This is a genomic window from Chryseobacterium vaccae, assembly GCF_009602705.1.
GTDB lineage: Bacteria > Bacteroidota > Bacteroidia > Flavobacteriales > Weeksellaceae > Chryseobacterium > Chryseobacterium vaccae.
Genome location: NZ_VSWH01000001.1, coordinates 2,473,851 through 2,494,621, shown reverse-complemented (window position 1 = coordinate 2,494,621; position 20,771 = coordinate 2,473,851). Strand labels below are relative to the sequence as shown.

General features: G+C 36.9%; 15 protein-coding genes. 9 read left to right on the top strand and 6 right to left on the bottom strand.

The genetic code is table 11. The features are described 5' to 3' along the window. Positions 1-131: 131 nt before the first annotated feature. Both FW768_RS11320 and FW768_RS11315 read right to left on the bottom strand, forming a co-directional pair. Positions 132-647: a hypothetical protein gene (locus tag FW768_RS11320; protein WP_153395487.1), complete on the bottom strand. Its 516-nt coding sequence runs from the start codon at positions 645-647 to the stop codon at positions 132-134. Positions 648-740: 93 nt separating this feature from the next. Further along, positions 741-3,047, bottom strand: coding sequence for a TonB-dependent siderophore receptor (locus FW768_RS11315; RefSeq protein WP_153395486.1), 2,307 nt, complete (start codon positions 3,045-3,047; stop codon positions 741-743). A gap of 175 nt (positions 3,048-3,222) precedes the next feature. Here FW768_RS11315 and FW768_RS11310 point away from each other — a divergent pair, with 175 nt between their 5' ends. Further along, entirely contained in the window at positions 3,223-4,278 is a 1,056-nt protein-coding gene (locus tag FW768_RS11310) for a Gfo/Idh/MocA family oxidoreductase (protein ID WP_153395484.1), read from the top strand. Positions 4,279-4,333: 55 nt separating this feature from the next. On the opposite strand, the gene FW768_RS11305 is transcribed toward FW768_RS11310, so the two are convergent. Then, entirely contained in the window at positions 4,334-6,220 is a 1,887-nt protein-coding gene (locus FW768_RS11305) for an ABC-F family ATP-binding cassette domain-containing protein (protein ID WP_153395482.1), read from the bottom strand. Positions 6,221-6,531: 311 nt separating this feature from the next. Between FW768_RS11305 and FW768_RS11300 the strand changes: the two genes are divergently transcribed. Next, positions 6,532-7,044 carry a 5' nucleotidase, NT5C type gene (locus tag FW768_RS11300; protein WP_153395480.1) on the top strand — a complete coding sequence of 171 codons (513 nt, stop codon included), beginning with the start codon at positions 6,532-6,534 and terminating at the stop codon, positions 7,042-7,044. A 144-nt stretch (positions 7,045-7,188) separates the two neighbouring features. Then, on the top strand, positions 7,189-8,847 hold the full coding sequence (locus tag FW768_RS11295; RefSeq protein ID WP_153395478.1) for an alpha/beta fold hydrolase: 1,659 nt from the start codon (positions 7,189-7,191) through the stop codon (positions 8,845-8,847). A 139-nt stretch (positions 8,848-8,986) separates the two neighbouring features. On the opposite strand, the gene FW768_RS11290 is transcribed toward FW768_RS11295, so the two are convergent. Next, positions 8,987-9,850: a glycoside hydrolase family 25 protein gene (locus FW768_RS11290; RefSeq protein WP_153395476.1), complete on the bottom strand. Its 864-nt coding sequence runs from the start codon at positions 9,848-9,850 to the stop codon at positions 8,987-8,989. A gap of 65 nt (positions 9,851-9,915) precedes the next feature. Between FW768_RS11290 and FW768_RS11285 the strand changes: the two genes are divergently transcribed. From FW768_RS11285 to deoC, 5 genes are all read left to right on the top strand, one after another. After that, the gene (locus tag FW768_RS11285; protein WP_153395474.1) at positions 9,916-11,178 is read left to right on the top strand and encodes an NAD(P)/FAD-dependent oxidoreductase; all 1,263 of its coding nucleotides are present in this window, start codon (positions 9,916-9,918) and stop codon (positions 11,176-11,178) included. Further along, the gene (gene trmD, locus FW768_RS11280) at positions 11,175-11,846 is read left to right on the top strand and encodes a tRNA (guanosine(37)-N1)-methyltransferase TrmD (RefSeq protein ID WP_062697706.1); all 672 of its coding nucleotides are present in this window, start codon (positions 11,175-11,177) and stop codon (positions 11,844-11,846) included. The genes FW768_RS11285 and trmD overlap by 4 nt, the downstream gene beginning before the upstream one ends. Before the next feature lie 376 nt (positions 11,847-12,222). After that, on the top strand, positions 12,223-13,152 hold the full coding sequence (locus FW768_RS11275; protein WP_153395472.1) for an endonuclease/exonuclease/phosphatase family protein: 930 nt from the start codon (positions 12,223-12,225) through the stop codon (positions 13,150-13,152). A 30-nt stretch (positions 13,153-13,182) separates the two neighbouring features. Then, entirely contained in the window at positions 13,183-13,653 is a 471-nt protein-coding gene (locus FW768_RS11270; protein ID WP_062697709.1) for an Lrp/AsnC ligand binding domain-containing protein, read from the top strand. A 4-nt stretch (positions 13,654-13,657) separates the two neighbouring features. Beyond that, the gene (gene deoC / locus FW768_RS11265) at positions 13,658-14,401 is read left to right on the top strand and encodes a deoxyribose-phosphate aldolase (RefSeq protein WP_153395470.1); all 744 of its coding nucleotides are present in this window, start codon (positions 13,658-13,660) and stop codon (positions 14,399-14,401) included. 51 nt (positions 14,402-14,452) lie between these two features. On the opposite strand, the gene dusB is transcribed toward deoC, so the two are convergent. Further along, positions 14,453-15,448, bottom strand: coding sequence for a tRNA dihydrouridine synthase DusB (dusB, locus tag FW768_RS11260; protein ID WP_153395468.1), 996 nt, complete (start codon positions 15,446-15,448; stop codon positions 14,453-14,455). Positions 15,449-15,647: 199 nt separating this feature from the next. Here dusB and FW768_RS11255 point away from each other — a divergent pair, with 199 nt between their 5' ends. After that, complete coding sequence (locus FW768_RS11255) at positions 15,648-17,423, top strand: T9SS type A sorting domain-containing protein (RefSeq protein ID WP_153395466.1); 1,776 nt, start codon at positions 15,648-15,650, stop codon at positions 17,421-17,423. An 86-nt stretch (positions 17,424-17,509) separates the two neighbouring features. Here the strand turns inward: FW768_RS11255 and FW768_RS11250 are convergent, their stop codons facing one another. After that, positions 17,510-20,737, bottom strand: coding sequence for a hypothetical protein (locus FW768_RS11250; RefSeq protein WP_231128675.1), 3,228 nt, complete (start codon positions 20,735-20,737; stop codon positions 17,510-17,512). Positions 20,738-20,771 lie beyond the last annotated feature (34 nt).

Below are 20,771 nucleotides of genomic sequence, written 5' to 3'. Positions count from 1 at the left end.
TTGTAGACTTAAGAAAAAAAAACAAGAAATGTGCCAAGATTCTTAATTTTAGATAAAAACTCAGAATAAGTGTTAATTTTAGAAGAATGAAAATAGGAATTATTTAGTTAAATTTTTGAAGATTTTACAATTTAGATATACAATAGAATAATCGAAATTACCAGTCCTGCAATGGTAAATTTAATTCCTCTTTTGAAAGCTTTAGTTTTAGGATTAAACATCCAGAAACTTGAAATAACAAAGAAAAATAAAGAGATTCCAAAGAATGTATTCAATGGGGATAGCGGTTCCTTAGATTGGGATTTATGAAGTTTTACCATCTTATCCAGAACAAAAGGAAGTTCCTTTTTAGCGTATTTTGCCTTTCCGGTAGAAGCATCATAAGTTCCTTGTTTGAAGTGAAGGATAGTACCTTCTGTTTTTTCAACTTCCAGCCCTTTAATTTTCAGTTCTTTTCCCAATTCCTTTTCTGAAAGGTGAACCGCTACGGTTTTATCATACTTTTTTTCTTTCTTCAGAAAATCAGTATCCCTATAAACGAGCAGTACACCACTCACCGCATAAATTACCATAATTCCGGCAAGGAAATAACCCAGATATCGATGGGTGATTCTCATGAAACTTCTCGTGTCTTTAATCTTGTCCATATCGTATTGTTTGTTTTTTTAAATTCAAAAAGCGGAAACTGCAAAAATGCAATTTCCACTTTGATTGATGAAATTATTATAAATATTTAATTCCTATAGCTTGTAAGTCAATGTGAAATAGAAGTTTCTCGGGGTGATAGGATTTACAGAATAATTTTCGTGAACATTATAGTTTACGACATCGAATAAGTTACCCACTTTCCCCTGGATAGAGAATTTTTTCCAGTCATATCCAGCAGATAGAGTTACCGTCATATAATCTTTCAGCTCAAACATTCTGGTAACGTTATTTCTGCTTACATTTGTTGATTTTGAATCATTCCATCCTGCTAGCCTGTCCCCGATATAATAAATTCCGGCTCCTACTTTCAAGCCTTTCACATAATTGGAGAATTTATAAAAAACAGATAGATTGGCTGTTGTGGCCGGAGTTCTTACCAGTCTCTGGTTTTCAACATACCCTTTTTCCGGAGTGCTGGTATAAACCGTATTGTTGTATGAGAAACCTCCGATGATGGAAAGGTTTTCATTAGGATTTCCGGTAATATCCAATTCAACCCCGCGGCTTCTGGTTTTTCCTGCGAATTCTTTTAAATTGCTGTCTGGAGTCTGTGGGCTTCCGGCTGCATCAAGATAAAAATAGTTTTGGTAGGTATTATTGTTGTTGATCTGATACAATGTTAAATTTACTGCCAGCGCATTATTCCAGAAGTTTTTCTTAGCACCGATTTCATATTGATCAATGGTTGTAGGTCTTATCGCCTGTTTAGACAGCAATCTTACTCTGTTGACTACATCATTTGCTGTTCCTGTAGTATTAAGATTATCAATTTCATTAGACATATATCCCGCATTGGCCGCAAATGAATTGGTATAGGTTGCAAATACAGATAAATTATCATCAGGCATATACACTAACCCGATTTTTGGAGATACAGCCTGATCAGAAGTCGCTGAATTAGGAGTTTCAGTTTTAAGATCGGTTCTGAACTTAGTATTGAGGGTTGGCATATTCTCAATATAAGACCAGCGTAAACCTGCAATCACTTTAAATTGTTTGGTAAGGCTGATGAAGTCCTGAACATATACCCCAATTCTTCTTGTATTGATACGGGTTTTATCAGATTTTTCCGCTGCTGGAATAGCTCCGCCAGCCCATGTGGCAGGATCATCCAGGTAAAGCAGACTATTACCGCCGTTGGTACCATACACATAATTTGAACCATAGGTAAGTCCGTTGGAAGGGTTATAGTAAGTGTAAGCATCTGCAGTACCATAATCTGCATCTGCTCCCATCAAAATCTTATGACTGATCTTTCCTGTATTGAACTCACCATTAATGTTTGCCTGTAATGAAGTATAGTTCTGCTCGTTGTATGTTCTGTTCAACGGTCTTTTCCATGCCAGTCTGCTGTCAGGAGCATATTCCCATTGTACTCTTTCTGTAGAGAAATAATCTTTCGTATAATTCTGATAAGACGCTACTGTGTTTAATGACCATTTTTCATTAAACTGGTGATTAAAGGTAACATTGGTAGAAACCTGTTCTACATTCTGATATTGCCAGTCTGTTCCTAAAAATGCATTTCTTGGCAGCCCGGTAACTAATGAATAGCTTTTATCCCTGTTGGTAATAGTTCCCAAACCAAAATCCGGTGTGAAATTATTTTTTAAATAATCTGCTTCTACAATTAATTGTGATTTTGGACTGATATTAAATAAGAATGATGGATTGAAATAATATTTTTCAGATTCTACTATATCTCTGAAACTTTCAGAATGTTCATAAGCACCATTTACTCTGAAGGCTATATTTTTAGACAACGGCCCATAAATATCCACAGTTGGCTTATAAGAATTCCAGCTTCCTGCATTCATGCCGATACTTCCCCCGAAATTAAATTTAGGCTTCTTGGTGATCATATTGATAATCCCACCAGCTGCTGTATTTCCGTAAAGCATAGCATTAGCTCCCTTCAGAACTTCCACTCTTTCTAAACCGCTTACTTCAGGAAAAACACCACTGTTAATTCTGGTACCGTTCTTAAACATATTATCATTCCCCAGCATATAGCCTCTTCCTCCAAAACTATCCTGAGAGTTTCCTCTTGAAGACGTAACATACATTCCGTTTACATTCTGAAGAACATCACTTAACTGTTTGGCCTGTTGCTGCTCAATGATTTCATGCGTTACAATGGCAATTGCCTGTGGATTTTCCATTACCGTCAGGTTGGATTTTGTAGATAAAGTCCTAGCCTGGTTCGGGTTCCCTGTTTTATGAAGATTGATATCTTCAATAGTTTGGGTTCTAATGGTATCTGCCTCAACGTTTTTTAGCTGTGCGCCCAATGAAACAGCGGTAAATAGAAGGCCTAAAGAAAGTAGTTGTCTTTTCATTTTATTTTTATGTAGAACAGTTTTAAATAAGGCGCAAATGTAAGTATTTGTTTAGAATAGTTAAAAATAATTTTATGATTTTTATCATCTATTTTGTAATACGATAAATACTCTATTTCTTTGATAGACTGATCATTTGGAGGATATTGAATATCTTTGTTGAAAAATTATAAATATGCAATTGGTAAAAGCTGGTCTCTGCGCTTTCGGGATGAGTGGGAAGGTATTTCATGCCCCTTTTTTAAAGGAACATCCCGGATTTTTTATTTCCGGTATCGTTGAACGAAGCAAAGAGGATTCTAAAGAAAAATATCCGCAGACAACAATCTACCGCTCTGTGGAAGAAATGCTTCATAATGCAGAAATAGAACTGGTGATTATCAATACCCCCGTTCAGACTCATTATGAATATGCCAAAAAAGCACTGGAAGCTGGGAAAAATATCATTGTTGAAAAACCATTTACAGTCAATGTTGAAGAAGCAGAAGAGCTGGTGAAACTGGCAGATGAAAAAGGACTGTTTGTAAGTGTATATCAGAACAGAAGATTTGACCGTGATTTTTTGCAGGTACAAAATATCCTGAACAGCGGAAAACTAGGCTCTATAAAAGAAGCTGAGATCCGTTTCGACAGATTCCGTACTTCTCCAAGCGGGAAGCAGCATAAAGAAAATCCACAACAGGACGGTTCAGGTTCGTTGCATGATCTTGGCGCCCACCTTGTGGATCAGGTTGTACAGTATTTCGGGTATCCGGAAAAACTTTTTGCGGATGTATTTTCTATGAAAGGTCCCGAGTTTGCCAATGATTATTTTGAGCTCCTGTTATTTTATAAAAATGAACTTCGGGTAAGGCTGAAGTCATCAGTTTTCACCAAAGAGGCTCATTATGCTTATGCCATCCACGGCGAAAAAGGAAGTTTCCTTCAGGAAAGAACCGATAATCAGGAAAATGAGCTTGTAGCCGGAGCCATTCCTGTATATGGAGAAGAATGGACTGTTGTATTAAAAGAGGATGACGGTATTCTGAATTTTTTAAATGAAAATAACGAAACTGAAAGAGTATTAACCCTGAGCGAGCCCGGCAATTACATGGATTACTACCAACAGATCTATGAGCACATCGTATTCGGATATCCACTGCCCTCTCCGGGAAAAGAAGTGGTACAGAACATGAAAATCATTGATGCTGCTCTGAAAAGTGCCAAGGAAGGAAGAGTTATTGAGCTATAAAGTCAGAAAGTATGAATGTCGGAGAGGTATTATTTTACCCCTCCGACATTTGTATTTATAAAAGCTCCTGAAGCTCCAGCCATCTCATCTCATGATCGCCAAGTTTTTCGGAAACAGTTTCCAGCTCGTCAGAAAGTTTGGCTACTTTTTCATAGTCGGTTTCGTTATTAAGCAGATCAAGGATTTTAGAACGCTGGTCTTCCAGTTCAGGCATTTCTTTTTCAATCGTTTCCAGCTCTCTTTGCTCTTTGAAAGTCAGTTTTCTTTTCTTGGAATTTGAAATATCAGCAGCAGGTGTTGTTTCTTTAGCAGGTTCAGGTTTTGATGCTGTGTTCTTTTCCAGAGCTTCTTCTCTGCTTTTGGCTTCCCTGTATTCTGAGAAATTTCCAATAAAATCTTTTATTTTTCCGTTTCCTTCGAAAGCCAGAATGTGATCTACGATTCGGTCCATAAAATAACGGTCGTGAGATACGATGATTAGTGATCCCTGGAATTGTTGCAGGAAGTTCTCCAAAACGGTAAGTGTTGGAAGATCAAGATCATTTGTAGGTTCATCAAAAATCAGGAAATTAGGGTTCTGATAAAGGATATGCATCAGGTGCAGCCTTCTTTTCTCCCCACCGGAAAGCTTGGAAATAGGGGAGTACTGCGTCTGGTCATCAAACAGGAACAGCCTTAAGAACTGTGAAGCGGAAAGACTTTTTCCGTTGGCAAGAGGATAGAATTCTGCAATTTCTTTAATGAAATCAATAACCCGTTCATCCTCTTTATAGGTAAGTCCTTTTTGTGAAAAATACCCAAAAGATATTGTTTCCCCGGTTTCTACTTCACCTTTGTCGGCTTTTTCATATCCCTGGATAATATTCAGAAGGGTAGATTTTCCGGCACCGTTTTTTCCGATGATGCCTATTTTTTCACCACGCTGGAACTGGTAACTGAAATCTTTCAGCAACAGCTTGTCACCAAAACTTTTATCAATATGCTTAAGTTCAAGAATTTTCTGGCCCAGACGTTTCATTTCAAAATCCAGTTCAAGCCCCTGTTTTCTGGTGTCCGTTTTGGCTACTTTTTCTGTTTCATAGAAAGAGTCAATTCTGCTTTTTGATTTGGTAGTTCTGGCTTTCGGCTGTCTGCGCATCCATTCCAGTTCCTTCCGGTAAAGATTGTTGGCCTTGTCAATCGTTGCATTCATATTTTCCTCGCGGATCATTTTATTTTCCAGATACACGGCATACGAACCATTATGAAGATAAAGATTCTGATCTTCCATTTCCCAGATAATATCGCAAACGCTGTCTAAGAAATAACGGTCGTGGGTAACCAGCAGTAAGGTGATTTTTGCTTTGTTCAGATAATTTTCAAGCCATTCAACCATTTCCACGTCAAGGTGGTTGGTAGGTTCATCCATAATCAGCAGGGTATGTCTGTGCTCGGCTCTGGTTTCTGTTAAAAGCTTGGCCAGGGCAACACGCTTGATCTGCCCTCCTGATAAAGTTCCCATTTTAGCTTCCAGATCTGTGATCTTCAGCTGGGAAAGGATCTGCTTCATTTCATTTTCCAAGTCCCAGGCTTTATGAACTTCCATATCAGCCAAAGCCTTTTCAATAAAAGCAGAGTCTGTAGAATGCAAGGATTGATGATAATTCTTAAGGGCCAGAATCGGTTCTGAATCCAGAGTCATCATAAATTCGTCAATGGTAAGATCCGGATTGTAATCAATTTCCTGATCAAACAGAACAACCTGGATATCTTTATTGATGACCACCGTTCCGCTGTCTGCAATTTCTTTACCCATCAATATTTTAAGAAGGGTAGATTTTCCGCTTCCGTTTTTGGCAACAATAGCTATTTTATCTCCTTCATTGATGTGGAAAGAGATATTTTCAAACAAAACTTTGATGCCGTAAGATTTGGTCAGGTTTTCTGCAGAAACGTAATTCATTGGAATGTAATGGTTTGATTTTGGTTTTCAATTGAGCCGCAAAAGTACGAAAATGTAGCTAGAAAACTTTTATACAAAGGAAAGTGAATGGGTATTTTGCCTTATATCTCCCATTGTATTTTGGTTTCAGCTCAGGATCATAATTTCTGATTTATACAGGTTGGAAGCTGGTAATGGAAGAGGGAAGTTATGAAAGTCATCAATAATAAGCGTCATTCTGAAAATCATTTGATTTTACAATGGACTTCAATACTTATAACTAAAAATAACCCTCAGCCTCATTCTTCCATCTTCCTGCCATTTAAAATACTATGAAAAAAGTAATTGTTGATATGGATGGGGTGATGGCAGATGTTTATCATCAATTGGTACAATTTGAAAAAAGAGATTCAGGAGATGAAATTGAGATCAGTGGTCTGGCAGGTTTGCCTGAAATTGAAGCTTTTCCGAATGGTAAAAAACATGTCAATGAAATTGGTTTTTTCAGAACACTTCCGGTGATGGAAGGAAGCCGCGAAGCTTTGAAATATTTAAATGATAAATATGAACTGTATATTGTTTCAGCGGGAATGGAATTTTCCAACAGCTTAAGGGAAAAGTTTGACTGGCTGGCAGAACATTTTCCGTTTATCTCCTGGGAACAGATTGTTTTATGCGGAAGTAAAAAAGTAGTTTCAGGGGATGTAATGATTGATGATTATCCTAGAAATCCTGATCATTTTTCCGGTGAAAAATTCATTTTTACCCAGCCTCATAATGAGCTTCTGGAAAATGAAAATTACAAAAGAGTGAATTCCTGGGAAGAGATCATGCGGATTCTGTAGCAGGCTATTTTATCTGTTTTTTAGAATAATGCCCGTAAATAAAGAATGTTTTACAATAAATTTAACTAAACTGAGATTAAATTTAATAATGTATTATGAGTAAGAAATCCCGGAAATAAGGAATTTTGCACCAAACTTTTAAACATGAAAAAATTAAACGCTTTATTTCTTTTTTTAATGGCTTATGGCCTCCATGCACAGGTTATTTCCGGCAGTATAATTTCTAAAAACGAGAATCAGCCGGTTCCTTACGTAAAAATCGGGGTGGAAAAAGAAACGATAGGAACGATATCAGACAATAAGGGCAGCTTTTCCATTGATCTTTCAGGAATGGATCCGTTGCACAAAGTACGGATAGAAGTTCCCGGATATGAAGCCTATTCCGAAACCGTACAGGATTTTAAAAAACAGAATCCTAAAAAAATCCTTCTGCAGGAAAAAAGTAAATCTATTAAAGAAGTTGTCATTAAGGCTAAAAAGCTGGTTGATAAAAACTGGGGAGTCAATACGAAAACCAAAAGTGTTTTATATTTCGTTAATCCAGCAGGAAACAAAGAAAATTTCCTGGGAGAAACAGCTTTGGAATTCAATGCAAAGAAAAGATCAAAAATCAGGAATATTAATCTGAATATTGCCCGTTATATTTCCACAGAACCGGTTCTGATGCGATATAGTATTTACAGTGAGAAAAACGGGTTCCCGGATAAAAATATTTTGGAGGAAGAAATTACTGTTCAGCTTACTGAAGATATGATTAAAGACGGAACTTATACCCTTGATGTTAATGATTATGGTATTTGGGTTAAAGGAAAGTTTTTTGTAGGAATCCAGTTTTTAAAAGAATTTAACGGAAGCATTAAAATAAGTGCGGCTCTGTTCAGAACAGGGTTCATCAGGGAGTTTTATGGCGACTGGAAAAAAATGACGATTGCAGCTCCGGCTATTAATATTGATGTAAAAATGGATAAAAGCGGAAAAGATACAAAAGATGATGATGGAGGATACGCAGATGATGTTGATGCTTCTGAGAGATGGCTTGCAGATAATTCAAAAAATATACAGGAAGCAGATCAGTCCATATACGGAAAGAATGAATCGGCAGGAAAGTACCTGAAATTAAAGGATACGGATCTTTATTATGAAGTATATGGCGAAGGTGAGCCTTTGGTATTACTTCATGGGAACTCCGGACGTATAAAAGATTATTACCAGCAGATCCCGGTTCTTTCCAAACAATACAAAGTAATTGTGATGGATACAAGAGGGCAGGGTAAAAGTAAAGATACTTCCAAAAAAGATTTTACCTATAAATTGTTTGCAGATGATGTAAAAGCATTAGCAGACGATCTGAAGCTCGATAAAATTAATATTGTTGGCTGGAGTGACGGAGGAAACACAGGATTGGAGTTTGCATTGAAATATCCGGAGAGGCTTAATAAATTGGTGACCATCGGAGCCAATGCTTTTCCTGAAGGAGTAGAAGAAAAACTTATCGAAAGGTTCACCAATCAAATGACACAGCTGAATCAATTAGCCCCTGCTGAAACATTCAATGAGCGCAGGCTTTTAAAAATCATGCTTACAGAGCCCAATATCAATAAAAATGACTTAAATAAAATTAAAAGTCCGGTTTTGGTTATTGCCGGGGACAGAGATGTGATTAAGGCGGATCATACCGAATTTATTTCCAAACAAATTCCGAACGGAGAGAAAAAAATCTATAAGGATACAACCCATATGGTGCCTTATGAAAGGCCGGATGAACTAAATGCAGATATTCTAAGTTTTCTTGGTAAGAAGTAAATAAATACCGGAAGTCTTTGAACGGTCTATAAAATTTAAATAGTCTCTTTCATTAAATAGGATACCTGTTGATGAAAGAGACTTTATTTATTATAGGTACTTCTATAACCTTCTGCTTCCATCCTCATCTTCCTTTCTTTTAATCCAGCGTCAGTCTCTTTAAAGACCATGAGCTGCCATTATAAATATCCAGATCTACTTTGGTATTGATACCATGAACGATTCCGTTTTCGGTAAACTGCCAGAAATCCCAGCTTCCTTCAGGAGTAGGAGATGGCACGTCATTGTAATTGGCCAGCCAGAGAGGATAATCGTCAAATTCACCTTTTAAAAAATCTTTGTAATAATGATAATAGGTGTAGATAATAGGTTTTTCACCATACGTTTCTTCTATAATCCTGCACCATACTTTAAGATCCTCAACCAGCTTTTTGTTGGTCTTGCGTTTTGGGATCTTTTCTATATCTAAAATAGGTGGCAGATCACCACTTTCCAGTTTTACATTGTCCAGGAAATTATTGGCCTGAATCACAGGATCTTCATCTGCCCTGTAAAAATGATAAGCACCACGAATCAGGTTATGTTTTTTAGCCTGCTCCCAAAAATCGCCAAAATGTTTATCAGCATTCCGGTTTCCCATGGTAGCGCGCATAACAACAAATTCCAGAGGAATTGTTTTATTTCCGATACTCAGACTGTCCCATTTGATATCCTCTCTGTTCTGATAATGTGAAATGTCAAAACCATACGTCTTGTCCAGATTGGAAGTCAGGATTTTTTGGATCCTTAACGTTTCTCTTTCGCTGTTGTGAAGTTTTTTATGACTGAATTTATTAAAGTACAAAGCGTAATAATAGCTGATGGATTGCTTCAAATAAAACCCTGTTCCTATTAAAGCGATGATTAAGATGCCCAAAATTACTTTTCTGCGGAAAAAATAGTTCTTCCGTCGGTGCCCGTGTACCTTTTTGGCAGTTTTTTTGGTGTACTTCTTCGGTGTCATAAAGTTTTGCAAAACTAACTTTTTTCACCTCTAAATGCTAAATAAAATCAGTAAATTTGTGTATTATGGAAACACGCGAAAAAATCATCATTATAGGAGGAGGATTTGCGGGGCTGCAGCTTGCAAAAACATTGAATAACAAGAATAAAAAAGTAATGGTTCTGGACCGGGTGAATCATCATATGTTTCAGCCGCTTTTTTATCAGGTTGCTTCCGGAAGGATAGAACCCTCCAATATTTCTTTCCCGTTCAGGAAGATTTTTCAGCGTTCCAGAAATACACAGTTCCGGATGACAGAGGTGAAAGAAATTGATCCTGTGCACAACAAAGTAATCACCGATGAAGCCGAATTCACCTATGATAAACTGATCATCGCAACGGGCTGTAAAACCAATTTTTTTGGTAACAAAGATCTTGAAGGAAAAGCTTTCGGAATGAAAAATACCCAGGAAGCTATCGGAATCAGAAATCATGTACTGATGACTTTTGAAAAGCTGATCCTTGAAAAAAGCCGCAGTGACGACGGAAACTGGAATATAGTGATTGTTGGCAGCGGACCAACTGGGGTAGAGCTGGCAGGTGCTTTTGCCGAAATGAAAAAAGAAATCCTTCCAAGGGATTACCCTTATATGAATTTTGACCAGCTGAAGATTATTTTGGTAAGCTCTACAGAAAAACCGCTTGCTGTAATGAGCAGTGAGGCTCAGGATAAATCTGAAAAATACCTTAAAGATCTCGGAGTAACTTTCCTTAGCGGAGAGGTTGTAACGGATTATGACGGGGATAAAGTGCATTTGAAAAGCGGAAAATCAATTCCTTCCAATAATGTTATCTGGGCAGCCGGAGTTACAGGAAATGTTGTTGCTGGCTTCCCCGAAGAAAAACTGGTCCGAAACAGATACATTGTAGACCGGCATAATAAAATAAAAGGGTACGATAATATTTATGCCATCGGAGATATTGCCTACATGGAAACACCTAAATATCCACAGGGGCATCCGCAGGTTGCCAACGTAGCCATTAATCAGGCGAGAAATCTGGGGAGAAATATTTTAAAGAAAAATCCGGGCGAATGGAAAGAGTACGAATATGATGACAAAGGATCTTTGGCTACCATAGGAAAGCACAGGGCTGTTGTTGATCTACCTTTTATAAAATTTCAGGGTTTTCTGGCATGGTATTTCTGGATGTTTCTCCATTTAATGCTAATTTTGAGCGTTCGAAATAAACTGGCCATATTCTTTAACTGGATGTGGAGCTATTTCAACAAAGATTCTTCTTTAAGATTAATTATTATACCTACTAAGAAAAACGGAACATTACAATGAGAATTGATATAATAAGCGTACTTCCTGAATTGATGGAAAGTCCGTTTAAGACTTCTATTTTAAGAAGGGCAATGGATAAAGGTTTGGCAGAAGTACACTTTCACCACCTCAGAGACTGGGCCATCAATAAGCACAGGCAGATTGATGACGAACCTTATGGTGGAGGTGCAGGAATGGTCATGATGGTGGAACCATTGGATAAGTGCATTTCCGAACTTAAATCTCAAAGAACCTATGATGAGGTGATTTATCTTACACCGGACGGAGTAACCTTGAACCAGAAAATAGCCAATACCCTTTCCATAAAAAATAACCTGATTTTTCTCTGTGGTCATTATAAAGGAATTGATCAGAGAGTACGGGATCTTCATATTACAAAAGAAATTTCAATCGGTGATTATGTGCTCACCGGAGGAGAACTGGCTGCATGCGTGCTGGCTGATTCGGTAATCAGACTTCTTCCCGGAGTCTTAAATGATGAGCAGAGTGCTTTAACCGACAGTTTTCAGGATGATCTCCTTTCACCACCAATTTATACAAGACCTGAAGTATACAAAGGACTGGAGGTTCCTAAAGTTCTTTTAAGTGGTAATTTTGCGCAAATTGAAGAGTGGCGTCATGAGGAAGCCATAAGAATTACTCAGGAAAAACGTCCCGATTTACTTTAAAAATGATCGCTAAATTCTGCGATTCTATTCTTTTTTTTCACATTTCTAAAAAGTTATATCTATAACGGAATAAGAATTGATGTAATTTGAAAATCACAGGAAATTATTAATATAATTATTTATTATTTGTCATTTTATTCTTATTATTTTGAATTGTATATGTTGTTTTATTTTCAGAATGTTAATTTGTAAATGGAAAATATTGATAAATTGCAGTTTATATTGTGCTTTGATTAATTTTTTAAACTAAAGTTTGTGTATTTTACGCATAATATTAATATGAAAATATTATAAATAAATTAATAGAATTTGAAAAAAAATAATAAATTTACGTCTGAAAAGTGAGTGGCAATTTTAAAGATAGCAATTAGTGCAGATGGAGGTGTTTTCTTTTTATAATGTCGAAAATTTATTTTTGCCCGACCCCGTCCCCGTTCATAAATTAGATCCAACCAGATCAGGATTAAGGAATTGGGATGAGAAAAGATACAGAAATAAGCTTTTTAAAATTTCACACGTTTTTCAATTGATGAAGGAGAAAAATGGTGTTCTGCCGTTTATCATTGGGTTATCTGAGATTTCCGGAAGGAAAGTTTTGGAAGATCTGGTGGAAATGGATCCCTTTAATTCTGAATATGGAATTGTTCATTATAATTCCATGGATGAAAGAAAGGTAGATGTAGCCATGTTGTATGATAAAAATAAAGTAGAAATAATAGACTCAGAAACTATTACTTTCTTCTTCGAAATAATAAAAAAAAACACACAGAATTACGACACAACCAGAGACGTACTCTTTTCAAAAGTAAAATACAAAGGTACTCTTATTAATGTTTTTATCTCTCATCTTCCCTCTAAGCGAGAAAAAGATATTAATAAGCCCAAAAGAGCCTTTATATTGAACGAGGTCCGGCAGCGGATCATGAAATTGGTACATGAAGAGAAAGAGCATGTAGTGTTGTGCGGTGATTTTAACGAAAACCCGGATGATGAAAATTTAGTGAAAATTCTCTATGACAACGAGCACGAGAAGGTTTTGATTAACCCTTTTCAGGAGTTGTTCTCTACAAGAAATTATTCTACTTTTCATTATAAATCCGGACTGTTGTATGACCAGATTATTTTATCGAAATCTCTTTTTGATAATGATGTTCTGACTTTTCAGGATGCCCAGGTATTCAATTCTGAAAAAATCAGCAGCCGGACCAGATACTTTGAAGGACGCCCTTTCCGAACCTATGCCGGTACCCGGTATTTAGGCGGGTACAGCGATCACTTTCCGGTTTTTGTCAGGTTTAAAAATTAAACAAAAACATAAATAATAAAAAAGTAGAAAATGAAAAATTCAAGCAACACAAGTTATCATTTAGATTCTATTGACAAAGAAATTATCTACATGCTGATGGACAATGCTAAAACGTCTTTAGCACACATCTCAAAAAATGTAGGTATTTCTACAACTGCGGTCCATCAGAGAATCAAAAAACTTGAACACGCAGGCGTTATCGAAAATTCGATTTCGTTTCTGAATCCTAAGAAAATAGGATACAAGGTCATTTCGTACATTGGAGTATTTCTTGATCAGCCGAGTCATTATTCAGAAGTCGTGAAGTCTCTTCAGGACGTCAATGAAGTAGTGGAAGCCCACTACACTACAGGGAACTATACCATCTTCCTAAAAGTTCTTTGTAAAGATAATGACCATCTTATGCAGATTCTTAATAAACTTCAGAAGCTAAAAGGGGTGACAAGAACAGAAACTTTCATATCTTTGGAGCAAGGTATTTACAGACAATTGAAAGTATAACAATATGAACATTGCACAATATTTGGACTCAACCTATTTGAAAACACCTGCCCAGTCGGGGAAATCAAATGAAGAAACATTACTTATAAATAAAGATCTTGCGCAGGTAGCGATAGATAATGGGATTTTTGCCGTGATGATCCGTCCGGATTACGTAGCGGAGATCAAAAAGTATATTCAGGAAAGAAATTCAAATGTTGTGGTGGGGACTGTCATTGGTTTTCATGAAGGAACATATTCAGTTGACGAAAAGCTTGCCGAAGCTTCTAAAGCAATCGCAGACGGAGCCGATGAACTTGATTTTGTAATCAATTACAATGCTTACCTCAAAGGTGATTTGACACTAGTGAAAGATGAGTTTGTAAGATGTACCCAGCTTTGCCTTACCCATCATAAAATTGCAAAATGGATTATTGAAATTGCAGCTTTAACAGATGAACAGATTGCTGGCATCACTAAGCATATTGCTGATTGGGCGGAAGAGAATTTCTCAGAAAATGATCTCGAACGTATCTTTGTTAAATCCTCAACAGGATTTTATGAAACAGCCGACGGAAAACCTAATGGAGCTACATTTGAAGGGATTAAAATTATGCTTGACAATGCCGGAAAACTTCCTGTGAAAGCAGCCGGCGGAGTAAGAACTCCGGAAGATGCTGAAAAAATGATCAGCATGGGAGTGAAAAGAATAGGAACCTCTTCAGCACTGGCACTGATTAAAAATCAAACTCCATCAGAAGGATATTAAAAGAATTTTTAGAAACAAATAAACCATCAGAATTCCTGATGGTTTATTGTTTTATATCTGTGGCTGATATTCTTCGTAGAATTGTTGTGTTTCCTTAATTAAAGCATCCATTTCTACCAGTGTAAATACTTCAAGGAATTTCTTTCTGAACTCTTTGAAGTGAGGAACTCCTCGGAAGTAATTGCTGTAATGCTGTCTCATTTCCACAAGTCCTAGCCTTTCTCCTTTCCATTCGGCACTCCATTCTGCGTGCTGGCGTACAGCTAAAAGTCTGTCTGAAATAGTAGGCTCTGGAAGATGCTCACCTGTTTTAAAGAAGTGTTTGATCTCATTAAATATCCATGGATACCCGATAGCAGCCCTTCCGATCATAATTCCGTCACAGGCATATTTTTGTTTATATTCCAGTGCTTTTTCAGGAGAATCAATATCCCCGTTACCGAAGATCGGGATTTCAATATTAGGATTTTGCTTTATTCTGGAAATATGTTCCCAATCTGCCTCGCCTTTGTACATTTGCGCGCGGGTTCTGGCATGGATGGTTAATGCTTTGATACCTGTTTCCTGCAGACGTTCTGCCACTTCATCAATATTGATGCTGGTGCTGTCCCATCCTAAACGGGTTTTCACGGTTACAGGAAGATGAGTAGAGCTTACTACAGCTTTTGTAAGACGTACCATAAGGTCAATATCTTTCAGAACTCCTGCTCCCGCTCCTTTGCAAACCACTTTTTTCACAGGGCATCCGAAATTGATGTCTACCAGATCCGGATTAACCGTTTCCACGATCCTTGCAGACATAGCCATAGCTTCTTCATCTCCTCCGAAAATCTGGATTCCTACAGGTCTTTCGTAATCAAAAATATCCAGCTTTTTTCTACTCTTGATGGCATCACGAATTAACCCTTCTGAAGAGATAAACTCCGAATACATCAAATCTGCACCATGCATTTTGCATAATCTTCTAAATGGCGGATCGCTTACATCCTCCATCGGTGCAAGTAAAAGCGGAAATTCCGGCAGTCCTATATTGCCAATTTTTATCATGGCGCAAATTTACAAAATTCTATTTTATGTCCTGATAGAGTTTATGATTAGATATTATTTGAATTTATCAATTTAGTTAAAACGTCTTATTTTATTATTGTTTTGGTTGTTTTGTTGTGGTTATTGTATTTTGTTTTTATTTAAATTGAAATTTCATTGAATAATTTTCATATATTTAGAATACAAAAAATAATACCTTATGAGAAAAACTCTATTTTGCTTAATGACGAGCTTTGCTGTTGCGGGTCTTCACGCGCAGGTAAGCATTGCCGCTACAGCCGGCACAACAACAGGAACTTATACCACATTAAAAGGCGCTTTCGATGCTGTTAATGCGGGAACACATCAGGGGGCTATTACGATAAGTATTACCGGAAATACTACAGAAACAGCAACTGCTATATTAAATGCCAGTGGAGGTGCGGTAAGCTATACATCCGTTTTGATTAAACCTGCAACAGGAGTTACAGCTACAATTACCAGTGCAGATACTGTTGCAACCATCAAGTTCAACGGTGCTGATAATGTAACAATTGATGGAAGTAATAATGGTACAGCTTCAAGAGATTTAACGATCAGTAATACGTATGTTGCTACAACAGGTACTACACCGGTGGTTCTTTGGGTTTCGTGCACCGCTACGGATGGAGCTGAAAATGTTGCTTTAAGGAATATTAATTTTGCTGGATCCAGCCCTACAGGAACTGTAGGAGCAATTATTGTGTCAGGAACAACGTTAGCTGCAGCTGAAGTATCTAATAATAATTTCTCTGCGATTAATAACACTTTTGTGAAAGCTCAGAATGCTATTTTTGCGATAGGAAATGCTACTAATACAGATACAGGATTTATCATTAAAAACAATATTATTGGCTCTACAGTAGCAACAGACAAAATGTTGTACAGAGGAATTGCTGTACAGAATGCTAAAAACTTTGAAGTAAGCGGAAATACAATCAGAGGAGTAATGTTACCAGCAAATTCCACCAACCCTGCTCAAGGTATTTTAATTGGTGCCGTTGCAACAAACGGGACTATTTTTAATAATAGAATATCGGATATTAAAAATCCTAACCCTACAGGATATGGTGCTGTTGGTATTTATTTAAATTCCACAAATGCAACAGCTAATATGCTGGTATATAATAATGTCATCAATGATGTTGCTGGTTACGGTTATGCTTCAGGCGGAGGAGTAAATGATAATGGAAACGGTATTTTCATTAATCAAGGGGCTGGTTATAAAATCTATTATAATACGGTAGTAATGGATACCAATCAAAATGTTTCAGGAAGGCCGTCAGCATTTAATGTTGGAAGTCTTGTTACTGCTGCAGGAGCTGTAGATGTGAGAAATAATTTATTTATTAACAAACAAACTCAGGCTGGAGAAAAATATACCATTTACTCAGGAGCTGCCAATACGGTCTTTTCCAATATTAATTACAATGATTATCATTCATCAGGAACTAATCTTGGATATATTGGCTCTGCAAGAGCTACTTTAACAGATATTCAGACTGGATTTGGAAGTAATACAAATTCTATCAATGTTTTGCCTGTATTTGTTTCCGCTACAGATTTGCATTTATCAACAACTGGAAATACAGCGCTTGATAATAAAGGGACTCCTGTTGCTGGAGTAACTTTAGATGCCGATGGAAATACGCGAAATGCAACAACACCAGATCTGGGAGGATATGAGTTTACAGCAGTTGTTTTGGCGACTCAGGAGGTGGCGAAAGGTAGCAAAATCAGCTATTATCCAAATCCGGTTGTAGATTATTTAACAATTACCAATGATACTAAAATCAGGAATATAGAAATTTATAATGCAATGGGACAAAGAGTAGTAAATGAAACAGTAAATGCAGAAAAAGGTTCCGTTGATATGAGAAAGTTATCTCCGGGAATGTATATCCTAAAAGTGAATTCGGATAAAGAATCCCAAACTCTCAAAATCCTTAAAAGATAAATTTTAGTATTTGAACTTTAATATAAAACCCCTGATTCTGGATGAATCAGGGGTTTCTTATATTTTTAATTGCTACAAATTCTAAATTAGAAACTCGCTTTCACCTGCATACTTCCAATGTGAATGGTACGGTCTCCTGAATTTCTTCCTTCGTAATTTACGTTAAGCTGAAGGAATGAATTAATTGCCTGTTGAATAAAGATACTCCATACTTGATTTTTACCCGGTTTAAGACCGTCCAGCATCTGGTTACCAACAATACTGAAATTATTTCCGGTGAAATTATTGTTGATAAAAGAGAAGTTTCCTCTGATAGACGTTTTTTTACGCTCCCATTGAATGGTTCCCGTAATATCAAACGCTTTCAGAATTTCTTCACCATCCACTCTCTTTTTTTGACGGAAAGCAGACGAGAGTTCTGCCTGGATGGCATCCGTAAATTTATAAGTGGCCTTAGGTTTAGTTTCAAAATTGTTCAGGCGGTAGTCTCTTGTTGAAAAAAGCTGTGAAGAGTTTCTGATATCATGAACAGAGTTTTCCCAGTCTACCCGGAATTCTTTATTGAACCAATATCCTACATTCAGGAAATGTGAAGTCTGCTCCCTTTCTTCATTACTGAAATTGGCATTGATGAGATTGTCGTTGGTAATAAAGCGGTAGTTTCCGTTCCACCCCGATTTTTCAGTAGGATTAAACTGGACGGAGGTTAAAATATTCTGGTTTTTAAGAATCTGATCACTGTTTTTTTCAAAAGGATTCAGTACAAGGACTTTATCTTTTTTATAGAATGAATTTTGAGAATTTAATGAAATATTAAAATTCCATCGCTTTAAAAAAGCATTTTCCGAATTGAAAATAATAGACGGATTGACAAATAGGGCCAGCTGTATTTTATTCTTATTGGAAGCAATATACCGGACAGAATTAGTATACACTCTGATGTACTGTGCAAGATCGGAATATTCTGCAATTTCAAATTCATCCAACTGTTGAATGCCGTCTCCGTTATAATCGGTCCATTTATAAACTCCCTGTCCGTCTGTTACTTTCAGATACTGAAATTCCCTTTGGGCTTCCTGTCCGTTTCCAAGCTCATAAAATGCCTGAAGACGCATCCCGTTTCTGAAAAGCTGCTGATTGTAAAGAATATTTCCAACCACGAAATCATTATTCCGGGTCATATCAGCATCATCACTTTGGTAGAAAAACTTTCTATAGTGCACCAAAACATTTAAGGTTGTTTTGTCTGTTTTGATCACCTGGCTTTCGGCCATAATTCCCAAAATATTGTTCATATTTTCCAGTCTGTTGTTGCGTACAGAATCGTTGTCTCGCATATAGACTTTAGCAAGGAGCTTTGTTCTTGTACTGTCACCAATTTTCTTTTGTACGAAAAGTTCTTTCCAGCTGAAACTGGTAACATCCATAAGCTGGGTATCGTTATACTTCTTCTCGTTATGTTCCATGCTTCCTCCAATGGCCCAGCTTCCTTTTTTACCAGTGTATTCTGTAGAAACCCCGCCTCTTATAAATTTGGTGTCCTGAAGGGTTGCGTTCGTATTAAGGTAAGACAGGTTTCCTTTGGTAAAGAATTTATTTTTAATCCATCCGAAATCCAGATCATTTTTAATTCCTTTATAAGAATCCTGCTCATTCAGATAGTTGATACGGTAATTTAAGGTAGACTTATTGTTCCATTTATTTAAAAAGCTGAAGATAAATCTGTTTTGTGTTCTTTGATTAAATTCCTGCGTAAGGTTAAAATCTCTTGAGAACTCTACATCGTTGATCCGGTCTAAAATATGAAACTGCTTATCAATATACTGATACTCAAAACTTGGAGTTCCTTTCCAGCTATTTTTGGTGAAACTTTTATTTCCGAAAACGCGGTATGCATATCCAATATTCTGATCAGAATCTTTAGATGAAAACAAGTTGACATCATAGTTACTGAGTGAAAAATCAACCCCTATTTTTCCTTCATTTAAAAGATATTCAGAGTTAAGGGAAAATACTTGGGATTTCTGAGGGGAAGGCAGCTTTCTTACCGCTTTGTAATCTCCCATATTAGCCCCTACATATTCGAAAACACGGCCGTTATTGGTGGTTTGTGTAATTTTATAATCCCCTAAATTAACTCCGAAATAAGTAAAAGAAACCTGATAAAGTGTCTCATTCTGGTCTGTGGAAAATTCGTAGAAGTTTCCGTTAGGATTTAACCGGTATAAAATTTTGTTGACATCATATTCTGTAACTACTCCCGAAGGGGCATACATTAAATTAGGGTCATTTCCTGCATCAGCAAGAATCTGTTCATCCTCTTTAGACAGGTTTAAAGAAAGCGGCGCATTTTTATTATCATTTTCCATGAACCAGTTCAGGCCTACTTTGAATTTTTCTCTCTGGTGCTCAAGCTTCCCGGTGAATAAATATCTGGAGTAGTTCCTGTTGGTGTAGTTATAGGAAATCGTAATGAAGTTCTGCTGAAAAATAGGTCTGAAACTGGTAAACGTTACCTCTCCTGTATTGTAATTGATAATATAGTCTTGGTTCTCACCTCGTTTCATTAAAATACCATCAATGAAAACCTGTTCAGAGCCTGAGATCAACGTGATGAACTGTTCACCATTCTTCCCGGTAAGGCGGTATGGCCCCTGGTTTCCTTCAACTCCCTGAAAACGAACCCTGTGGAATTCACTTCGGGCAACTCCCATAGAAACATCCACAAGGGTTTTATTTTCTTTTCCAATTTCGGTCTGGAATTGAAGTCCCATACTTCGTCTCTGGTATTTTGCAAAATAATTTTTAGCTTCCACAAGATCTAAATGTCCAGCTCTCATAATGGATTTCTCCTTAATATTAAGCTGCATGTAGATCTTATCAAACTCTTCTAAAGTCTGAGTATACCCATCAGCCTGTATAGGCAGGTTGTGATCTGAAATACTGGCTAAAATGGTAACATCCTTTGATAATCTTCCGGAAATCTGAAGATCCATGGAACTCTGTACAGACTGTCCCTGGTTATTACCAAACGTGATTCCCCGGATGATAGAACCTTTAGAATTAAGTTCTCCTAAAAATCTTTTTTTGTCATTTTTGGCGAGTACTGCCTCGTCTACAATTATTTTGTTGTTGGTCTTTATAAAGTCCAACGTATCCTTTGCAAAAATATCCTGCTCAAACCTGGCAGCAAGGATACTGTCTTTTTTTATTGAATCCTGAGGAATATTTGGGTTTTTCCATGAGAATACCTGTGCATTACCCGAAAATATGCCCAGGAAAAACAAAACAAATGGAAGAAAAAAATTCCGCAAATCTTTCAAAATAATTCGTAAAAATAATTAAAAA

Bases quoted from the DNA above. Each gene is read 5' to 3' on its own strand.
- FW768_RS11320 (WP_153395487.1), bottom strand. From the start codon at position 647: ATGGACAAGATTAAAGACACGAGAAGTTTCATGAGAATCACCCATCGA.
- FW768_RS11315 (WP_153395486.1), bottom strand. From the start codon at position 3,047: ATGAAAAGACAACTACTTTCTTTAGGCCTTCTATTTACCGCTGTTTCA.
- FW768_RS11310 (WP_153395484.1), top strand. From the start codon at position 3,223: ATGCAATTGGTAAAAGCTGGTCTCTGCGCTTTCGGGATGAGTGGGAAG.
- FW768_RS11305 (WP_153395482.1), bottom strand. From the start codon at position 6,220: ATGAATTACGTTTCTGCAGAAAACCTGACCAAATCTTACGGCATCAAA.
- FW768_RS11300 (WP_153395480.1), top strand. From the start codon at position 6,532: ATGAAAAAAGTAATTGTTGATATGGATGGGGTGATGGCAGATGTTTAT.
- FW768_RS11295 (WP_153395478.1), top strand. From the start codon at position 7,189: ATGAAAAAATTAAACGCTTTATTTCTTTTTTTAATGGCTTATGGCCTC.
- FW768_RS11290 (WP_153395476.1), bottom strand. From the start codon at position 9,850: ATGACACCGAAGAAGTACACCAAAAAAACTGCCAAAAAGGTACACGGG.
- FW768_RS11285 (WP_153395474.1), top strand. From the start codon at position 9,916: ATGGAAACACGCGAAAAAATCATCATTATAGGAGGAGGATTTGCGGGG.
- trmD (WP_062697706.1), top strand. From the start codon at position 11,175: ATGAGAATTGATATAATAAGCGTACTTCCTGAATTGATGGAAAGTCCG.
- FW768_RS11275 (WP_153395472.1), top strand. From the start codon at position 12,223: ATGGAGGTGTTTTCTTTTTATAATGTCGAAAATTTATTTTTGCCCGAC.
- FW768_RS11270 (WP_062697709.1), top strand. From the start codon at position 13,183: ATGAAAAATTCAAGCAACACAAGTTATCATTTAGATTCTATTGACAAA.
- deoC (WP_153395470.1), top strand. From the start codon at position 13,658: ATGAACATTGCACAATATTTGGACTCAACCTATTTGAAAACACCTGCC.
- dusB (WP_153395468.1), bottom strand. From the start codon at position 15,448: ATGATAAAAATTGGCAATATAGGACTGCCGGAATTTCCGCTTTTACTT.
- FW768_RS11255 (WP_153395466.1), top strand. From the start codon at position 15,648: ATGAGAAAAACTCTATTTTGCTTAATGACGAGCTTTGCTGTTGCGGGT.